Origin of the sequence: Aeromonas sp. R2-3 (assembly GCF_040908375.1) — a bacterium.
In the GTDB taxonomy this organism is placed as follows: Bacteria; Pseudomonadota; Gammaproteobacteria; order Enterobacterales; family Aeromonadaceae; genus Aeromonas; species Aeromonas veronii.
In genome coordinates this window covers 26,526-43,597 of sequence record NZ_JBFODP010000003.1, presented here as the reverse complement: position 1 = coordinate 43,597, position 17,072 = coordinate 26,526, and the positions used below count along the sequence as shown (strand labels likewise).

Below are 17,072 nucleotides of genomic sequence, written 5' to 3'. Positions count from 1 at the left end.
CCGGCATAATTGTCGAACCGGGAAAACAGGCCCAGAGCGGCAGCCAATGACAGGCTATCGATCAGGGCAGTCGTGGTAATGACGAAACCGCCATCACCTTGGGTTTACATCAATAATCGTCATCAAACGCCGGACCGGCGTAGTTGTCGAACCGGGAGAACTGACCCTGGAAGGTGAGACGCACACGGCCGATGGGGCCGTTACGCTGCTTGCCGATGATGATCTCGGCAATCCCCTTGTCCGGGCTGTCATCGTGATAAACCTCATCACGATAGATAAACATGATCAAATCCGCATCCTGCTCGATGGAGCCCGATTCACGAAGGTCCGAGTTGACCGGGCGCTTGTCGGCCCGCTGTTCCAGGCTTCGGTTCAACTGGGAGAGCGCCACCACCGGGCACTGCAGCTCTTTCGCCAAGGCCTTGAGAGAGCGGGAGATCTCGCCGATCTCCAGGGTACGGTTATCGGAGAGCGCCGGCACCCGCATCAGCTGCAGGTAGTCCACCATGATCATGGATAGGCCACCGTGCTCGCGTGCCACCCGACGGGCACGGGAGCGCACATCGGTCGGGGTGAGGCCGGAGGCGTCATCGATATACATCTTGCCCTTCTCGAGCAGCAATCCCATGGTGGAGGATAGGCGCGCCCAATCCTCGTCGTCGAGCTGACCGGTACGCACCTTGGTCTGGTCGATACGCCCCACAGAGGCAAGCATACGCATGATGATCTGCTCGGAGGGCATCTCCAGCGAGAAGATAAGCACCGGCTTGTCGGCGGTGAGGGCCGCATGCTCGCACAGGTTCATAGCAAAGGTGGTCTTGCCCATGGAGGGACGGGCCGCCACGATGATCAAGTCCGATCGCTGCAAACCGGCGGTCATCTTGTCGAGATCGTTGTAACCGCTCGATACCCCGGTCACCCCGTTGTGCGGCGTCTTGAACAGCTCTTCAATCTTGTCGACGGTCTGCTCGAGGATGAGCTTAAGGGGCTGGGGCCCCTCGTTGGCGCTGGTGCGCTGCTCGGCAATCTTGAATACCTTGCTCTCGGCCAGATCCAGCAGATCGCCGGAGGTACGGCCCTGTGGCTCGTAGCCTGCTTCGACTATCTCGTTGGCGACCGAGATCATCTCCCGCACCACCGCCCGCTCGCGCACGATTTCGGCGTAGGCGTTGATGTTGGCGGCACTCGGGGTGTTCTTGGCGATCTCCACCAGATAGGCGAAGCCACCCGCCTCTTCCAGCTGTTCGGAGCGTTCCAGCTCCTCCTGCAGGGTGATGAGGTCGATGGGGTTGCCCGCGTTGGAGAGGCGGGTCATGGCCTGGAAGATCAACCGGTGCGGACGGCTGTAGAAATCCTGATCGATAACCCGTTCGGCAACCCGATCCCAGGCATCGTTATCCAGCATCAGGCCGCCCAGTACAGACTGTTCGGCCTCAAAAGAGTGGGGAGGAACTTTCAGCTGTTGTGTCTTGGCGTCTTTTTTCGCCGTCACTTGCTCTGCCATACACATAAAAACCGCAGCGGGAAGGGGACGGGAATTTTACAAAAGAAAGCCAACTACGGCGAGCCCTATCTGGCGGCTCATACCATCATAAAGGGCCAAACCAGAGTCTGCTCTACCTTGACCATTTTGATTTTGCTTCGCATTTTGCGCTCCTTGCGACTCAATCTTCTGCTTTTCATCCGGTTTACTCCTCTTGTTTGACGCCGCATCGCGGCAACCTCGTTCATGAATAATTCATGCCAGAGGTGATATTGATGAATACAAGCTGCGACACAATTAGGGACAGGCAGCCTGCCATGCGCCTTGCTGAGCTAGCCAACGCGGAGCATGCCCCACCCACAGACGAGAGTGAAAAGAGTCAAAATGAAAAAGATGCTGACCCTGTTTGCCGTGATCCTGGCCATTGGCCTGGGGGCACCTCACGCCGAAGCCAAGAAGTTTGGCGGCGGCAAATCCTTTGGTAAAAGTTACAAAACTGCGCCGGCCCAGCCTGCGGCCAAACCGGTCGACAACAAGAATCCGACACTGAATGCCCAGACTCCGCCGAAAAAGAGCGGCATGATGGGCGGCCTGCTGGCCGGTGGCCTGTTTGCCTACCTGCTGGGCAGCGGTGCCTTTGAAGGTCTGCAAGGAATGGACTTCCTGCTGATCGCCCTGCTGGCGCTGGGTGCCGTCTTCCTGATCCGTACCCTGCGCAAGGGCAAGGTCGCGACGCCACAGCCACAACAGGCGGCCTATGCGGGCTATCAGCCACCGCAATCCGCGGCCCCGCAGCAGTTTGAGCAGAGCAACAGCGCACCGCAAGCCACCGGCTTTGCCGACAGCGACGTCCCGTTCCGCCTGCCGCCGGGCTTTGACATGAACAGCTTCCTGGCCGGTGCCCGCGATCACTATCGCACCCTGCAAGAGGCATGGAACAAGAATGATCTGGAAAAGGTGCGCGAGTACGTCAGCCCCGAGCTGTTTGAGCAGCTCAAAGCCGAGCGCGCCGAACTGACTGGCGACCAGCATACGGAAGTAATGTACGTAGATACCCAGCTGGTACGTGCTGACTATGGCAGCGACTGGGCCCAGGTGAGCGTGCGCTTTAGCGGCCGCTACATGGACCGTCAGGAGCAGGTCGAAGAAGACATCAAAGAGGTGTGGCACCTCGAGCGCGATCTGGCCAAGAACAATGCCCCCTGGCATATCGTCGGTATCGAGCAGCTGTAAGGCTTCGCGCCTATCAGTTAGTCACTAGGCAATAGCCAGTCAGTTAAGCCTGACTGGCTATTTTTTATGGGGCACAACGAGACCAAATAGAGACTGACGCTGGCTCGTTATGGCTGTTGGGGCATGACCTAACATGGTCATATTGTGCTGATGATGACACCGATTTGATGACTCGTTTGCAGATGACGTTTGCGCTCCGCACAAAAGCCCCATCGCGGAACCGAGAGGGAATAATGTTGAGCATTAACCAAAAATAAGCAGCCCTGTTAGCTTGGGAAAAGCCGCGGGCCTATTTGACAGACATAAAAAATCCGAAGCCAGAACAACCGGCTTCGGATTTCATCATCCAAGGAGGAGCAATTAATGAGCATTAATTGCTCGGTATGACTCCTACGGCAGATTTTTTATCATCGGCATGGCCGTGATCAGTGGTGATGGCCCTTGCCACCACAACCGCCGCCACCGCAGCAGCCGCCGTGACCATGGTCATCACCGTGGTCGTGGCCATGATCGTGACCGTGGCCAGCACCGCCGCAGCAACCGCCCTGGCCGTGATCCTCATCGTGGTCGTGACCATGACCGCCACAGCAGCCGCCGTGATCGTGGTCATGACCGTGATCGTGACCGCAACCACCGGCACCGTGAACGTGGCCGTGAGCCAGCTCTTCGGCAGTGGCGGCACGCACGTCCTTGATCTCGACCTTGAAGCCCAGAGTTACGCCAGCCAGCGGATGGTTGCCATCCACCTTGACGAACTCTTCGGACACTTCAACAACGGTTACCGGACGGTGGCCATCGTCGGTTTCAGCCACAAAAGTATCCCCTTCGGAGACTTCCATGCCGTCGAACAGCTCGCCCGGTACTTCTTGTACCAGTGTCTCGTCATATTCGCCGTAGGCCTGGCTCGGTGCCAGAGTCACTTCGAAGGCTTCACCTACCGCGCGACCTTCCAGCTCGGCTTCCAGGCCTGAGACCAGGTAACGGGTGCCGTGCAGATAGACCAGCGGCTCTTTGCCGACAGTGCTGTCGATGACTTCACCGTGCTCGTCGGTGACTGTGTATTCCAGCGTAACCACGCTCAGAGGAGCTACTTTCATGTCAGGATCCTGCGGATAGAAAAAAACGGGCTCAGAATACCCTAAAAAGCGGGCCGCGCATATGCCGTGCGGCGCCACGGAGTGACGAAAAAAACGGCAACAGCGTCAGCAAGGAGACCCTCATTCCACCCGCCGTTCCCTTATCAGGGGCGAAACACCCCGATCACCTCTTCCGCCTCGCGAGTCTGCTTGTCGACCTCGGCAGGCGTTTGTACCTGGGTATCGCCACAGGCGACGCAGGTCACCTTCTCGACTCCATGCTCCAGATACAGCATCATGTTGTCCAACTTGCCGCACGCCGGGCAGACAGCACCGGCAATGAAGCGTTTTTTACGTCTGGTTTCCATATTTGTTACCTCCAGGCAGCATCATATCAGGGTTTTTACATGATCAGGTGCTTGCTAAGTGTTAGTAACAGGCTAGCTTTACAAACAAGGAGTTAGATAAAAAGCTTCAGACGCTATGACTTATGCCTCTGACTCTGAGTCCTTCCGATAAGGATTTTCGATTCATCAGAGTGGGGGCTGACTGATGGAGCTTATTTGGGCTACCAAAGATTTGGTGATTGCTGGTCGCCCGTATACTGGCTTTCCGATCCTGCTTTGGGACACGATGGAGAGCTGCGTTCCCGCCAATGATTTCCTTCGTCACTACCTTCTGCGTGGGGCTATAGGGTAAACAAAGTCTTGGCCAAGCACTGGTCGTGCGCTATACGACTTCTTTAGCTTCCTCCAAGCACATGACATCGATTGGAGCGATGTTGACCGTGGTGAAGCCAAGAGTATTGTCGCTGCCTACCGAGACTACTGCCTGGTTGAATGCAAGTTGGCTCGCTCAACAACACGGCAACGGTTGCACTATATCTGCAAGTTCTACGAATACGCCCAGACACAGGGATGGGTGAGCAGTCTGCCGTTCCGCTATGAAGAGCGAACGGTCAAGCGTGAGGTCGGTTTTTTGGCTCATGTCGATGCCAGTGGTGGCAAGACCATGGCAAATGACGTGATGCCGCGCACACATAGTGTATTACCAAAGTTTTTGTGCATGGATGAGATCAGGGCGCTGTTGCAGGCTGCGGAGAATCCCCATCACCGAATGATGCTGCTGTTTGGGCTTCGGACCGGCTTACGTCGCGAGGAAATCGCCACGTTCCCACTAGCCTACATATCCGATACCGACAAGAACGGCAGGCGAGAGCGCAATATTCTGATTAGTCTCAATCCGCTCGATGGTCATGGCATGCTGACGAAAGGCAACATGCCACGCAACATCTACCTCAGTCGCCGCTTTCTTTCCGAGTTACATCGTTACGTGGTCCAGGTGCGCGGTGAGCGGAGCTCTCTCAGCCCAACAAAATACAAGCCGCTGTTCCTCAACCAGTTTGGGGAGCCCTTCGCCAATGATGGCAAGGGCATCGAACGCATCGTCCGCAATATCGGCAAGAAGGTCGGCATCAAGGTTCATCCTCACATGCTGCGCCACACCTATGCCACCCACACGCTGGTTTCCCTGCAACGACATCGCGGCGACATAGATCCTTTGGTGTTCGTGCAGCGGCAACTCGGACATAGCTCGATCCAGACGATGATGGTGTACCTGCATTTGATAAACGAACTGGCCGATAGCGCGGTGTTGGCCTACGACGACGAGCTGAACGACAGTTTGGAGACGGCCTGATGGGCAAACGCAAGGTCTATGGCAGAATCACTCTCAACGCTCCACAGGCCGAGCACAGCCTTGCTCAGCAAGGGCATGACGTCTTGCTGCCCCAGGACATTCCTCCAGCAAGCACGCTGGTCGCATTTGGACGCAATGCAACTACCGCCCGAAGCTTCGATTTTTCTCCCTGGTACGGTTCAGGTATTGACCAGATCACCTATGCCTGCCAGAGGCAAATTGAGCGCTTCTTGGCGGGACAAGATACTCAGGTCGAGGCCAGCACCGTGGGGAGTTACTGCTTAAAGGGTATGCGTAACTTCCTCGGTTACCTGCGGCTGCGTGTGACCGAGCTCGGATACGTGCTGAGTCTGGCTGACATCGACCGCGACCTGATCGACGACTACCTCGGATACTTGGCTGGCCAGGGCTTGGTTATATCCACCCAGAAGCAAGTCTATGACAGCACGAAGTCCGTGCTTCTGGCGCTCGGCCAGCGAGGACTGATCACCTTGGTCATCGCCGGTGATGCCGCCACCTTTCCACGCAACCCTTTCCCGAACAGTAACAGAAAGTTAAAGGGCGAAACTCCGTTACCGGAGGCCCAGCGCCAAGCATTCGCCGCGGCGCTCAAACAGGCGGTCATGCCGATCTGGCAGGACGATATACCTCTGACCAGCGAGCTATTAGCCTATGCCTTGCTGAGCGTGGCGTTGCATACAGGGCGCAACACCACTCCGCTGCTGGAGATGGGGCGCGAATGTCTACGCGCCCATCCCAAGGACAACAGCACCTTCCTGATCCTGTGGAAACGACGGGGGCATAACACCAGCAAAGTCATACTTCGGGGAGAAAGCACGAATGAGCGCCAGCTAGAGTCAACTCCGATCATCAGGACGAATGTCGAGCGCCTGATCCGACACGTGATCGCTCGCACCGAACCGCTACGCGCTGAGGCTTCCCACGACATTCAGGCACGCATCTGGCTGTATCGGTCAGGCAGCAATAAAAATTATGGTCAGGTCGATACACTCTCTGAAAGGAAATTGAAGTATGCGATTACGAAGCTTGTAGCTGACTACAAGCTCACAGACACCGATGGGCAGCCGCTGCGCATCAACGTCTCACGCCTGCGCAAGACCTTCGCAAACCGCATCTTCGAGATCCTGAACGGTGATCTAGCAACGACAGCCATTGCCCTCGGTAACACGCCACAGGTGGCCGGGCGGCACTATATGGCGGCGGATGAAAACGCCAAGCGCAACTGGCGATTCATGGGCAATGTCATGGTCGAGGAGTTGCTGGCTCACACCATCGGCACGACCTATAAGACGCCGATGGGGCGTTGTAGCGATCTGGTAAACGGTCAGTACGCACCAAAGCGGGAAAGTGCTACCTGCATCAACTTCCTCAGCTGTCTGCGCTGCCGGAATTACGTGGTGACGGGCGACGATCTGCACAAACTGTTCAGTTTTTATTTCCGAGTGTTTACCGAGCGCGAGCACATGGATAAACGGCGCTGGCAACGAGATTACGCGCACATACCTCGCCTGATTGACGACTACATCGTGGCTGAGGGTCTGAAACGTGGAGTCTTCAAACTCGCAGCCGTCGAAACGGCACGTGAGCGAGCTCGCATCGAGCCGCACCCCTTCTGGTCATTCGATGTCGTGTCACAGTTGGAGGTCTTCGCATGAATAACAATGCGGTGGTTTCACTGACTTGGCCTGACATTGAATCACAGCCATGGGACGTGCACGAACTGCCCAACAGCCTGCGCGATACCCTCATCGTGAGTGCCACCCAAGTTGATGGGCACTATGTCGTTATCAGCCGCTATGGTGATGATAGTTGGCACCTAGACGGTATACCAAGCAACAAAGCCAACTATGATACTTACCTCAAGTTCAAACTTGTACCACCTGCTTTCAGAGCGGTGATGAAGTTGATAATGTTCCGCTATCTGCGGCGCGGTCGGGAGGGCAAGCAACGACCGAAAGGATCAGCACTGATAAATGTTCTTAACCATGCAATAGTCTTCCTGCGCTACCTTGATGCGCACGCACTCACCCGCTTGGCATTGGTTACGCCCATCGTCTGCAAAAATTATGCAGCTGAGTGCCGGGAGTACCGTCATTCTCACCATGGCAAAAGTAAGCCACTGTCACAAGGTAGTCTTACTCACCGCCTCCAGGCCGTCGAAACACTCTACGAGTTGAGTCAATACACTCACGACCCAATCCCGCAACATCCTTGGTATGGGACGTCTGCTAATGCTATTGCCGGGCAAACCGGAAGCGGTGCGGCCCATAAGCAGGGCAGTAAGACGCCGTTGATGCCAGATATAGTGTTCTCCACACTGTTCCAGAATGCCTATGAGCAAGTTAGAGGCGGCCAGCGCTTGCTCGATCTACGCGATGCCGTCGCATCTGTCGTAGTGGAACCAAGAGTACAGAGGCTTCGGGCTGTTACCAGTACCAAGAACCAACATCTCGCCGCCCTTGGCTGGGAAGGCGGCGTTGATTCCCTCAACAAAGCAATAATAAATCTGCGCACCGCCTGCTACATAGTGCTGGCCAGCACCTCCGGTTGCCGCAACCACGAGTTAGCCAATCTACAGTCAGGTGCTCACCGCCGTACCGAGGATGATGAAGGCACTATCTTCCATTGGATGCGCTCCAAGTCGGAAAAGACCGAAACCGGAGAACACGACTGGATGATCCCCGAAGCAGCCGTACGAGCGCTGCATATCATGGAGCGTTGGGCGGAGCCTTACCAGGCCATGATCTCCACCGAGATAGCCGAGCGACACAGGATTAGCCCACTGGACCCGGAAATAGCCAATGCGCAGAAACATCAAAGTGCGCTGTTCCTAGGATCAACCAAAATGAAGGGCAATCAAGTTCGTACCCTGTCGGATTACTCGTGGGGTCTTGCCCTCAAGGCATTCGCCAAGAACGCAGGACTTGACTGGTCGCTTGCCAGCCACCAGTTTCGTCGAAAGTTCGCCAGCTACGTGGCACACAGCCAGTTTGGCGATCTACGTTACTTACGTGAGCATTTTGCCCATTGGAGCATGGACATGACACTTGGCTATGCGATGGATAATGGCTGGGGCAATCACCTTGATCTCGAACTGTACAATGACATCCAGGCTGAACTCGAAGACATCAAGCTTGGCACCGTGGATAACTGGTTGGGCGACGATCCGCTGGCTGGCGGCTATGGGCGCTCAATTAAACAATGGCAGCGCGACCCAGCCAACCTTGCCCTCTTCAAGGATCACCGGACAATGGTGATTTCGATTGCCGAGAGCACCGCAATCCGCAGCAATGGACACGCCTGGTGCACAGCCGACAATGATGGCTGCATAGGCAACACAATGGAGCGCACACGGTGCAGCGACTGCAACAATGCAGTGATTGGACGCGGTCATCTTGCCATCTACCGCCAGCTCTACAACAACCTGAAGGAATTGCTGGAGTCCAACGATATTGGCGAGAGTGGTCGTATGCGCGTTTTACGCGACTTGGACCGCTGTCGCGAAGTATTCATGCAACTTGGCTATGACCCAGAGAGCGACATAGCATGACGATCAAACGTAAGCCTGCAGACGCCCGAGAAAAAGAGCTGCTGTTAGCGCTCCGCCGTATAGCACGTGGCCGTGCAAAGACAGATGAAAAGAAGGTTACCATCGCGGCAGTGGCACGTGAGGCGGGTGTTTCGGCGGCACTGATCCATAACTACTATCCGAGCATCGCCGAGGCCATCCGTGAGGTCCAAGGGCGCTCTAGCCGCGCTCAGCGCGATGTGAAACACCAAGCTCTTCGTGCAGAGCGAGAGAAAGGGCGTGCACTGCGTCTGGAAATCGAGGAGTTGCGTGCCAAGATTGCCAGCCTTGCGTCTATTAATGAGGTCCTAATAGAAGAGAACCGATTTTTAAAAGCTAAGTTGAACAATATTGGTGTGATCAGCCTTCGCTCATGATATGAGCTCGACAATAAAATGTGGCTCAACACTTTGGAGAAATGAATGCCTATGAGCTCAGCAATTGATGAGATTTCAGATGAAGCCACACCAATATTTAACACATTTGCGTACATGCTTCTTACCCAAGGGCCCCGAGCTCAGTTAATACATACTCAAATTACTCATCGCAAAATTTTAAAATAGCAAAGAGTCTCGCGTAAGATCATCAAGCTAGGAGCGAGAGAACAATAGAATCAATATCGTGACCGCGCCCTGAATATTCGTGTCGGGCAGGCACCTCACCATGTCGCTATAGCTCCGACCAGAGTTTGCAGTAAATCTGCGCTCTGGGAACTCCGAAACTACTAAGGCACAGATTTTTATCCGTATCTTCATCATGCGATCTGACCGCCACTGTCCAGATTACAGGTCGCTCCTCCAACGCCTCGGCTATTGCGAGGAAATAGGCTTTATCTACCTCCGAAAGGGAGTGGCCAAGCACTATCACGTGAGTGATTGATCGCAGGTTGGAAAAAAAGTCTGTGTTATGCTTGATGATCTGCTCGCTTGGCTTAAATGTCTGCTCGAAGTAGTCATCCAATCTGCCGAGCGCCTCCATTACCCGATGGTCTGCTGATTCTCCGTCGAGGCCATTCTGAAGTGAAGTACGCTCATCTGGAGTCCAGGCATGGCCAAGAATCAGCTCAGAGCCAGACTCAGCTCCTTCACCATGTATATGTAGGACATTCTCTGCCGGGACGTCATACAGCCTGCTCAGCGTGCTGGTATAGTTGAAGTTCAGATATAGGGCGTTTCTATCCAACGTATTCAGTAACTGATGGGTTGGACTGTGGTCAGAAATTACGATGGATCTGATCCAATCACCGAATCGTGATTGCAACGTCCTCGATAAACCGGTGGCTACCCGATCAACTTCGTACTGGAAATCATGATGTCCTGCGTCACTCCAGTTCTCGTCGGAGTATGACGCAAGGAAACATGTCAGGTCGGAGACTACAGATTCGGTGTCCATACCTGCTAAAGCAAGCTCTAGGTCAGACCAATCCTCATCGGCGGGAACATAGGTATCTACCCAGTCAAATACCTGCCGATCGACCACATTCAAGAAGGCTTTGAAATGTTTGTACTGGGTAGGCAGACCATGGTGGAGATCGAAGCCGTTGCCGATGATGTAAAGAGTCTGAGTATCCATCAAGGTTCCTAGGGAAGAGGCCGGTGTTGAGACCGGCTCGATTAGTTATCAATCTAAAAACTACGCACCGTGACACTTCTTAAATTTCAGCCCCGATCCACAAGGGCACCGCTTATTCCTTGCCACGCCCCCCATCGTTTGCCTATCTGCCACACGCCTGGATTCGCTGATAATGTTGACGATTAAGGCAGTTTGCCCCTCGATCTCAAGTCTCTGCCACTCCTCCAACCCCTCCAGATAAGGGTCTAATCGCCCTAGTTCGGCAATGGCCCCCCGGTGGTCACCGCACAGAGCCAAGATCACCGCATACTGACTTCTGACTTGAACCATCCGGGCCATAAGGCCTACTTGGGCGACGACCGGCAGGACATGCTGTTCCATGACTTCTTTGGCCCCCTCGAAATCCTGGATGCCCACAAACACATCCGCCAAATCTTGGCCTACACGGACAACTGACTCGTAGCCCCCACCATTTGAAAGAACTTCATGGCGTTGATTCGTTGAAAAGGTGCATGTAACCCCTGAGCCTCACGAGCCTGAGCATACACCTCTAAAGCATCGGCAAGGTGCTTGATATGTTCATGGACGTCAGGTGGTCGTTTGATGATCTTCCAGAGGGCATCTGGGTTCTTGCCCATGACGTCTTTAGGCGTCAGCCCCAGAATTTCAAAATATTCATCAGCTACTTTCTTGCACAGTGTTGCAGCTTGCTTGTGGCGATTCAGCTTCCACAAAGCGATCGCGTGGTTGTAATCAAATATACGTTGGTGATCTGCGTTAGGGATTTTTGGTGTGGCATACGCCACTGTTTGCTTCACCTCGTCTTCACTGCCTTGGTCTGAGGCAAACAATATTTTTCTCATCGCCCATGTAACTTGCTCATCAAACTCAAACCCGTGTTCATTGAGAAGCTGCTCCATTGCAAGCAAAGAATCAGCTGTCTCAGCGATATGCCCTTCACGCATGTTGGAAAACACAAGCGCATCAAGCGCCCAAAAAGCCTGGTGGGGATCCAGATCGCCAGCTTCAAGCGCACGCTTCAAGCTGGAGGTGATATCCACGGATATCCCCATCTCGTAGAACAATTCCTCGCCTGCCAGCCCAATGAGTGTCTTCACGTCGTTAAGCCTGATAAATACACGGGTAAGAAGTGAAAACCGCGAGGTGTCACGGCTTTTTTCTAGGCTCTCGATCAGCAGTTCCTTCAACGTCACCAGTGCAGTAGTGATCACGGACTCCCCCATGAGCTCCAAATGACGGAGACCTAGAACACGTACGGCATCATGGACTTTGAGTGTTTTGGCGCCCAATACTTCAACTGTCCCTGTGGCCTGGATCTTCTTGATGGCCACTGCTGCTCCGCCCTGTGACAGTTTGAGCGTGGCCGATATTAGACGAACAGCTTCTTCATGCGTGAGCCCTGTATCAGCGAGGCTGACGATAGCTAAGGCGTTTTGGGTAATTTGGTCATAACCATCGTAAACTCGAGCCAGAATGACCTCTTGAGCCGTTTCAACTACGTTCGATTGCTGGCCGAGATCGGCGCAGAGCGCCTCGATGTCTCCACCATATTCCGACAAGGCAACTGTAATAGCGCTGTCGACGTATAGCGGCAGCCCACCTGAAAAAATCCTAAGCTCTTCGAATGTCTGAACACTACCGAACGCACCCGCACCACTCGCCACCCGAGCCACGGTATCGAGATCCCACCCAAGCAGTGTCTCGCGCCGCAACGTCATGACCGCCTCGAGCTCCCGGACATTCTCATGAGGCTGACATAGAAGAATGAAACGGATGTGGCGAGTCGCGTTCAGGAGGTCTCGCAGGTTCGCAACGGGAATGCGATGGGCATTGTCGACAACCACCACCAATGGGGCTTCAGCTTGCTCCATGAATCGATCGAACATCCGAATTGCCTCGTAACCGCTAGCACCAGGCAAGAGCATTTTCCGGACAGCATCAGGGTCTTGTTTGGAATACTTTGAGGCAAGCTCCCGTACGATGGAGCTTGCAATAGCAGGCCCAGGTAAGTCACCCACATCGTAGTAGGCACACGGTTCAGGACTATGCAGTGCAGCATGGGCGGCCCACGTGGTTTTCCCTGCACCAGACAATCCACAAATGATGCGAACCCTCACATCCGATGCGAGTGTAGGCTCGTTCTGTTGCGGCCTGTATGAAGCGGGCGGCGTGGGAAAGTCTTGCAACTGCACAATTAATTGCTCAAAAAGGCCCGGCAACTCTGAAGAGCGAAACACGTGCCGAGAGTTGCCATTACCGGCAGCGCACGCCAACATTACCAATCCCGCCATTTTCCAGGTCAGGGCGGAAGGTGACAGGAGTGAAAAATTCAGCGTCTCAGCCAGTGCCATGCACCACTGGGCCGCTTCTTCTACAGTCGCCCACGCAGGCGGAAGGCAACTTGCGCGTGAAGTTTTTGACCCAGGGTGAAGGTAGAGCAAATCCGAGTCAGTCTTGTTCACGTCTACTTCAGTCTGAAGCGTTTCCCCGAGCGGCTGATTCGCAACGATAACGAACTGAGGCTTACCAGCACGCCATCCTGGCCCATGCTCCTGCCGTATCAGCTCGAAACGATCCAATGCGCCAGCTACATCGCCGGGCATAAGAGGGCGGGAGCGGGTTTTAACCTGAACGTAGATCCGACCGGAATCAGTGCTGAGCTCTACATCTTCATCAAGCTCGACCAGTACCTCGTTCACCCCAGAGGACTGAGCCAGGAATAGGCAGCCCACAGCGTACAGATGCTGATAGAGAAACCCCTTATGTACAGACTCGATCCGTTTAAGTTGCGCGGGATCTAGCACTGTATCTGCATGTTTGCAGTCATTTAATTGCATGGGTGGCCATTTTAGGATTTGGTAGAAAGTCTTTTTAGAGCGAAGAACAGCTCTACATTATATTAAAATACTGAAAGCTACGACATAGAAAGTTAAGAGAACTTCGTTTCCCTTCTGGATGTGGATATAATATACTTTTCGCTAAGTTTTAACTAACAGGTATTCTAAATAAGGAAAAAAATGATTACTGGAACGCCAACAAAAGATGATTTTTATTCTATGGCTTCACATATGGTTAATGAAGCATGGGAGATTATTTGTAAATTAGGGTATCCATATAATAAATATAGAATTGAAAATTCTCTTAGAAAAACAAATGGCCTTAAACAGATCGATTTAAGTTCCTATTGGTCTTATGCCAATCCAAAGTTAATGTCAGCATTTTCTTTGCTTCAGCAATCCGTTGAGTTCAGATTGAAAGGTATTATTTGTGATGTTTCCCCTTATCTTCTTATAGCAAATTCAGTTACATCACCACCTAAAAAAGTAAATGGTAACATAAACTATAGTAATTTTTATACTCTCGATGCTAAAGATCTTTTAAAAGTTATTGATACTTTCACAGATGTAAACTTGAACGATGAATTTGTGACAACATTCAACCATATGAGGTCATTAAGAAACTCATTTATGCACTCAGTAAGCCATAACGACCATATAACATTCGAGAGTATAATTGATTTAATTTGCTATATGCATAAAACTCTCAATCCAAATGACCATGGTTGGTTTAAATATAGGTATGATTATTTGGTGATGCACTCATCTAATGGTATTGATTCTTCCGGAAATAGTATAGAGAGACTGCGCTACAGACCAGCAGTAGAGGATGTGGAAATGTTCAATGTGCATGTTGAATTTAAAACAGTTATAGACTTATTGAATTCCACTCTCACAAGGAAGCATTTTAATTACATAAAAAACAATAATAAAAAAAGAAGTTATGAATGTGTATCTTGTTCTGAAATGATGGAAAAATCCTTGTGTGTCCATGCAATTAATGATGATGAAGATATTTTTGTCGGAGTAAATACAGTGCAAGCTATAAATGAATCTCCTGAATTTGGAATTTGTGTAATATGCGGGAAAAATCAAAAAATACCAATATGAAATGCAATTATAACTAACCATATAAATTACTGCTCGGAAATTGAATGTCTGCTTCTAGTACAAAGCCGTCAGTGAAAAATAGCATTGTTGTAAGAAAATAAGACCGACCCTTGATGAACTGCTCGAGGAATTGGACGGCCCTCTGATTGAACTGGACTGGCGCTCGGGCAATTTGGAGAATGTGCAGCCAGAGTCGTTGGCTGAGAGCGATCCCGATAAGGAATGACAGCCCATGGGAGTGGCGGTGGCTGGATGAGCTGCTGGTGTTGACCTACTTGGCACAGCTGCGGCGCCATCTGTTTCGGCGGCTGCAGTTGGCGGTGTCCGATAGCCATGCGCTGCGGTGGTTCGACATGTTCCCGCTGGAGGCCATTTTGGGGTTGGCGGAGCGCTACCCAGTAGCACCCAGCGGCAACTATTTTTGGCAACTCGGCCTGCGGGAGGCACTACGCCCAGGGTCTATCGTTCAGTGCGGGTGGCCATCGGCCAGCCCTAATGGATCGTTCTCCTGAGTGGAGGGCTTGTCAGGTCACAGATCGCGTTCCTCGATTACGGGTGGCCGGTCAGCGGAAAGATTCACGTCTATCGGGAGCCACTCACAATCACTCGCCCAGGCATTCTTGAACGTTTCATATTGCACTTCATCTAGCGGAATTGTGATCCCCAGCGCAGGCGAGACCAAGAGGCCATCATCCAGAACCATGTTGAGCAAATCGGGTGCCGGTGCCCGGACCTGTGTGGACTTAGACTAAAACTCTATACATTTCAGTCTATTTTCGGCAGCGATCATGATCCACACCCCATACGAGTGGATATTTACGACTGGCGCATCTGGTGGGTGACCGTCTGTACCAGGTCCGTATTTTAGGATCATTTCGCCATTTTTTAGGACATCATTAGATCCCGGCGTTACAGGGTGTTGAAGGTCAAAATGGAGATGTTGAAGGTGAATTTTAACAAAAAGAAACGCCGATAAATGGGATTGCGGACATCAGAACTCACAGAGAGTAAGACCACTAAGCTATTTACAGCCACGGTTACCTGTTTGAGTCACTAATGAGTTATAGGAGTTTGCAACGAACTAGTTGTGGATATATAACCACGAGTGGCGCCAATATGGCGCCGGGTGGCTGCACGCCAAAAACAGCACCTGGTGCAGGCCGCATGATCTTTGCCTTTGAATACCCCTCAAAATATGAGGATTACCCTACAGAGGAGCGGGCAAAAAAACTACACATCACCTGTCGTTATGCCGGAGGCTACTCAAATGAATAAACACACCGGAGCGAAGCACAAATTCAATGTGGCTACGGCGGCTCAACTGCGTGAAAAGGTACTTCGCCTGTCAGCGTGGCTGACGGCACAGCAGGTCTCAGACAACGTAGGATATGAGGGGTCAAACTCTTCAGCACTGCCAAATAAGTGGAAAAAGGCGGGGCAGATTTTCGCAATCTCTGTAGAGGGAAAAGATCTTTTCCCTGCCTATAGCTTAGGAATTGATGGTAAGCCTCTACCTCAAATGAAGGATATACTGACTATTCTAGCTGCTCACAAAACAACACTTGTGATCGCTTCCTGGTTTGTCAGTGCAAATAGCTGGCTTGGTGGTAAGACACCTATGGATGAGTTAGCTGAACGCCCCTTGGATGTGCTTAAAGCAGCTCGCATGGAAGTGGCTCCCGTTGAACATGGATAAGTTACGCTGGAGTTAGCGGGCTGTCAGCACGGGGGTAAACGAGCAGACAACCAGCGTCTTCGAGCCACGTGTAAATGCGACGTAGAGATGTCGGGCATACATTTCCTCAGGTGCGGTTATCACGGCTACTTCCGCCTTCAGCCCCTTCAGCCCCTTCAGCCCCTTCAGCCCCTTCAGCCCCTTCAGCAATAGGGTACTTCCAATAGCACGGCGCGCAAGGGGCCGGGTCTCATGCCGATTTCGCTCGTGTTCCCGCACCGTGGCATCGGCAAAACTGCAACTGCCTCCAGCAGCCATTTGCATCGCGCACAGACAGCAATACAAAACATCGGGGCGATAGACCCGAGCATTATTCTGTCGGGTCAACGCGCGCAGTGCCTCGATGGCAAGAGGGAAGCTCGGAGCTTTCGCGAAGGCGACCAGAGCGGCTTCAGCCTCTGTGGCAGGATTGCGGGCCAAGCCCCCCAGTCGGGGTTGTAAACCAGCAGGACCTTCCTGTGTCATCACCTCTGCGGCAAATGTCACCAGACGAGCCAGGTCGACGGGCTCCACAGCAGACGCCCCCCGGTGTCTGACTTGCAATTTGCCGACGGCCACGGGGATTCCGGCGGTCTCCAATCACCGATGCATTTTTGTCGGTGAGGCTGACGTACTTCCAGTTCCCCTCAGCAAACATTTTTTATCAAAGTACTCTGCATACTCCAAATCCTCAGGCCTCGAAGCCCTAAATCCTTGCGGCGAACACATCGACCTGTGC

The 17,072-nt window shown here is 52.8% G+C and carries 14 protein-coding genes; 7 read left to right on the top strand and 7 right to left on the bottom strand.

Annotation, left to right across the window (positions count from 1 at the left end):
- Positions 1–109: 109 nt before the first annotated feature.
- Positions 110–1,504, bottom strand: a complete 1,395-nt coding sequence (dnaB, locus tag AB5Z02_RS00230) for a replicative DNA helicase (RefSeq protein ID WP_026035132.1) — start codon at positions 1,502–1,504, stop codon at positions 110–112.
- A gap of 363 nt (positions 1,505–1,867) precedes the next feature.
- Between dnaB and AB5Z02_RS00225 the strand changes: the two genes are divergently transcribed.
- Positions 1,868–2,716: a Tim44 domain-containing protein gene (locus tag AB5Z02_RS00225; RefSeq protein WP_368214876.1), complete on the top strand. Its 849-nt coding sequence runs from the start codon at positions 1,868–1,870 to the stop codon at positions 2,714–2,716.
- A gap of 425 nt (positions 2,717–3,141) precedes the next feature.
- On the opposite strand, the gene slyD is transcribed toward AB5Z02_RS00225, so the two are convergent.
- The gene (gene slyD / locus AB5Z02_RS00220) at positions 3,142–3,813 is read right to left on the bottom strand and encodes a peptidylprolyl isomerase (RefSeq protein ID WP_005348264.1); all 672 of its coding nucleotides are present in this window, start codon (positions 3,811–3,813) and stop codon (positions 3,142–3,144) included.
- Positions 3,814–3,956: 143 nt separating this feature from the next.
- Positions 3,957–4,160 carry a YheV family putative zinc ribbon protein gene (locus AB5Z02_RS00215; RefSeq protein ID WP_005335287.1) on the bottom strand — a complete coding sequence of 68 codons (204 nt, stop codon included), beginning with the start codon at positions 4,158–4,160 and terminating at the stop codon, positions 3,957–3,959.
- A 553-nt stretch (positions 4,161–4,713) separates the two neighbouring features.
- Between AB5Z02_RS00215 and AB5Z02_RS00210 the strand changes: the two genes are divergently transcribed.
- The 4 genes from AB5Z02_RS00210 to AB5Z02_RS00195 are packed head-to-tail and all read left to right on the top strand — an operon-like array spanning position 4,714 to position 9,456.
- Positions 4,714–5,490: a tyrosine-type recombinase/integrase gene (locus AB5Z02_RS00210; RefSeq protein WP_368214873.1), complete on the top strand. Its 777-nt coding sequence runs from the start codon at positions 4,714–4,716 to the stop codon at positions 5,488–5,490.
- Complete coding sequence (locus tag AB5Z02_RS00205) at positions 5,490–7,166, top strand: hypothetical protein (protein WP_368214871.1); 1,677 nt, start codon at positions 5,490–5,492, stop codon at positions 7,164–7,166. The genes AB5Z02_RS00210 and AB5Z02_RS00205 overlap by 1 nt, the downstream gene beginning before the upstream one ends.
- A complete protein-coding gene (locus tag AB5Z02_RS00200; protein ID WP_368214868.1) occupies positions 7,163–9,061 on the top strand; it encodes a tyrosine-type recombinase/integrase in 1,899 nt (632 codons plus the stop codon). Before AB5Z02_RS00205 ends, AB5Z02_RS00200 begins: the two co-directional genes overlap by 4 nt.
- A complete protein-coding gene (locus AB5Z02_RS00195; protein ID WP_368214866.1) occupies positions 9,058–9,456 on the top strand; it encodes a TetR family transcriptional regulator in 399 nt (132 codons plus the stop codon). Before AB5Z02_RS00200 ends, AB5Z02_RS00195 begins: the two co-directional genes overlap by 4 nt.
- Positions 9,457–9,748: 292 nt before the next feature.
- Here the strand turns inward: AB5Z02_RS00195 and AB5Z02_RS00190 are convergent, their stop codons facing one another.
- The 3 genes from AB5Z02_RS00190 to AB5Z02_RS00180 all read right to left on the bottom strand — a co-directional run bounded on the left by AB5Z02_RS00190 (position 9,749) and on the right by AB5Z02_RS00180 (position 13,371).
- Complete coding sequence (locus tag AB5Z02_RS00190; protein ID WP_368214863.1) at positions 9,749–10,651, bottom strand: bacteriophage abortive infection AbiH family protein; 903 nt, start codon at positions 10,649–10,651, stop codon at positions 9,749–9,751.
- Between the two features lie 60 nt (positions 10,652–10,711).
- Positions 10,712–10,786 (bottom strand): SEC-C metal-binding domain-containing protein, encoded by a 75-nt coding sequence (locus AB5Z02_RS00185; protein WP_368215012.1) that lies wholly within the window; start codon positions 10,784–10,786, stop codon positions 10,712–10,714.
- Between the two features lie 305 nt (positions 10,787–11,091).
- Positions 11,092–13,371 carry an ATP-binding protein gene (locus AB5Z02_RS00180; protein ID WP_368214861.1) on the bottom strand — a complete coding sequence of 760 codons (2,280 nt, stop codon included), beginning with the start codon at positions 13,369–13,371 and terminating at the stop codon, positions 11,092–11,094.
- Between the two features lie 318 nt (positions 13,372–13,689).
- Between AB5Z02_RS00180 and AB5Z02_RS00175 the strand changes: the two genes are divergently transcribed.
- Both AB5Z02_RS00175 and AB5Z02_RS00170 read left to right on the top strand, forming a co-directional pair.
- Complete coding sequence (locus AB5Z02_RS00175) at positions 13,690–14,619, top strand: hypothetical protein (protein WP_368214858.1); 930 nt, start codon at positions 13,690–13,692, stop codon at positions 14,617–14,619.
- Between the two features lie 1,267 nt (positions 14,620–15,886).
- The gene (locus AB5Z02_RS00170) at positions 15,887–16,315 is read left to right on the top strand and encodes a hypothetical protein (protein ID WP_368214855.1); all 429 of its coding nucleotides are present in this window, start codon (positions 15,887–15,889) and stop codon (positions 16,313–16,315) included.
- Positions 16,316–16,327: 12 nt separating this feature from the next.
- Here AB5Z02_RS00170 and AB5Z02_RS00165 read toward each other — a convergent pair whose 3' ends face one another.
- Positions 16,328–16,819 carry a hypothetical protein gene (locus AB5Z02_RS00165; RefSeq protein WP_368214853.1) on the bottom strand — a complete coding sequence of 164 codons (492 nt, stop codon included), beginning with the start codon at positions 16,817–16,819 and terminating at the stop codon, positions 16,328–16,330.
- Between the last annotated feature and the right edge of the window lie 253 nt (positions 16,820–17,072).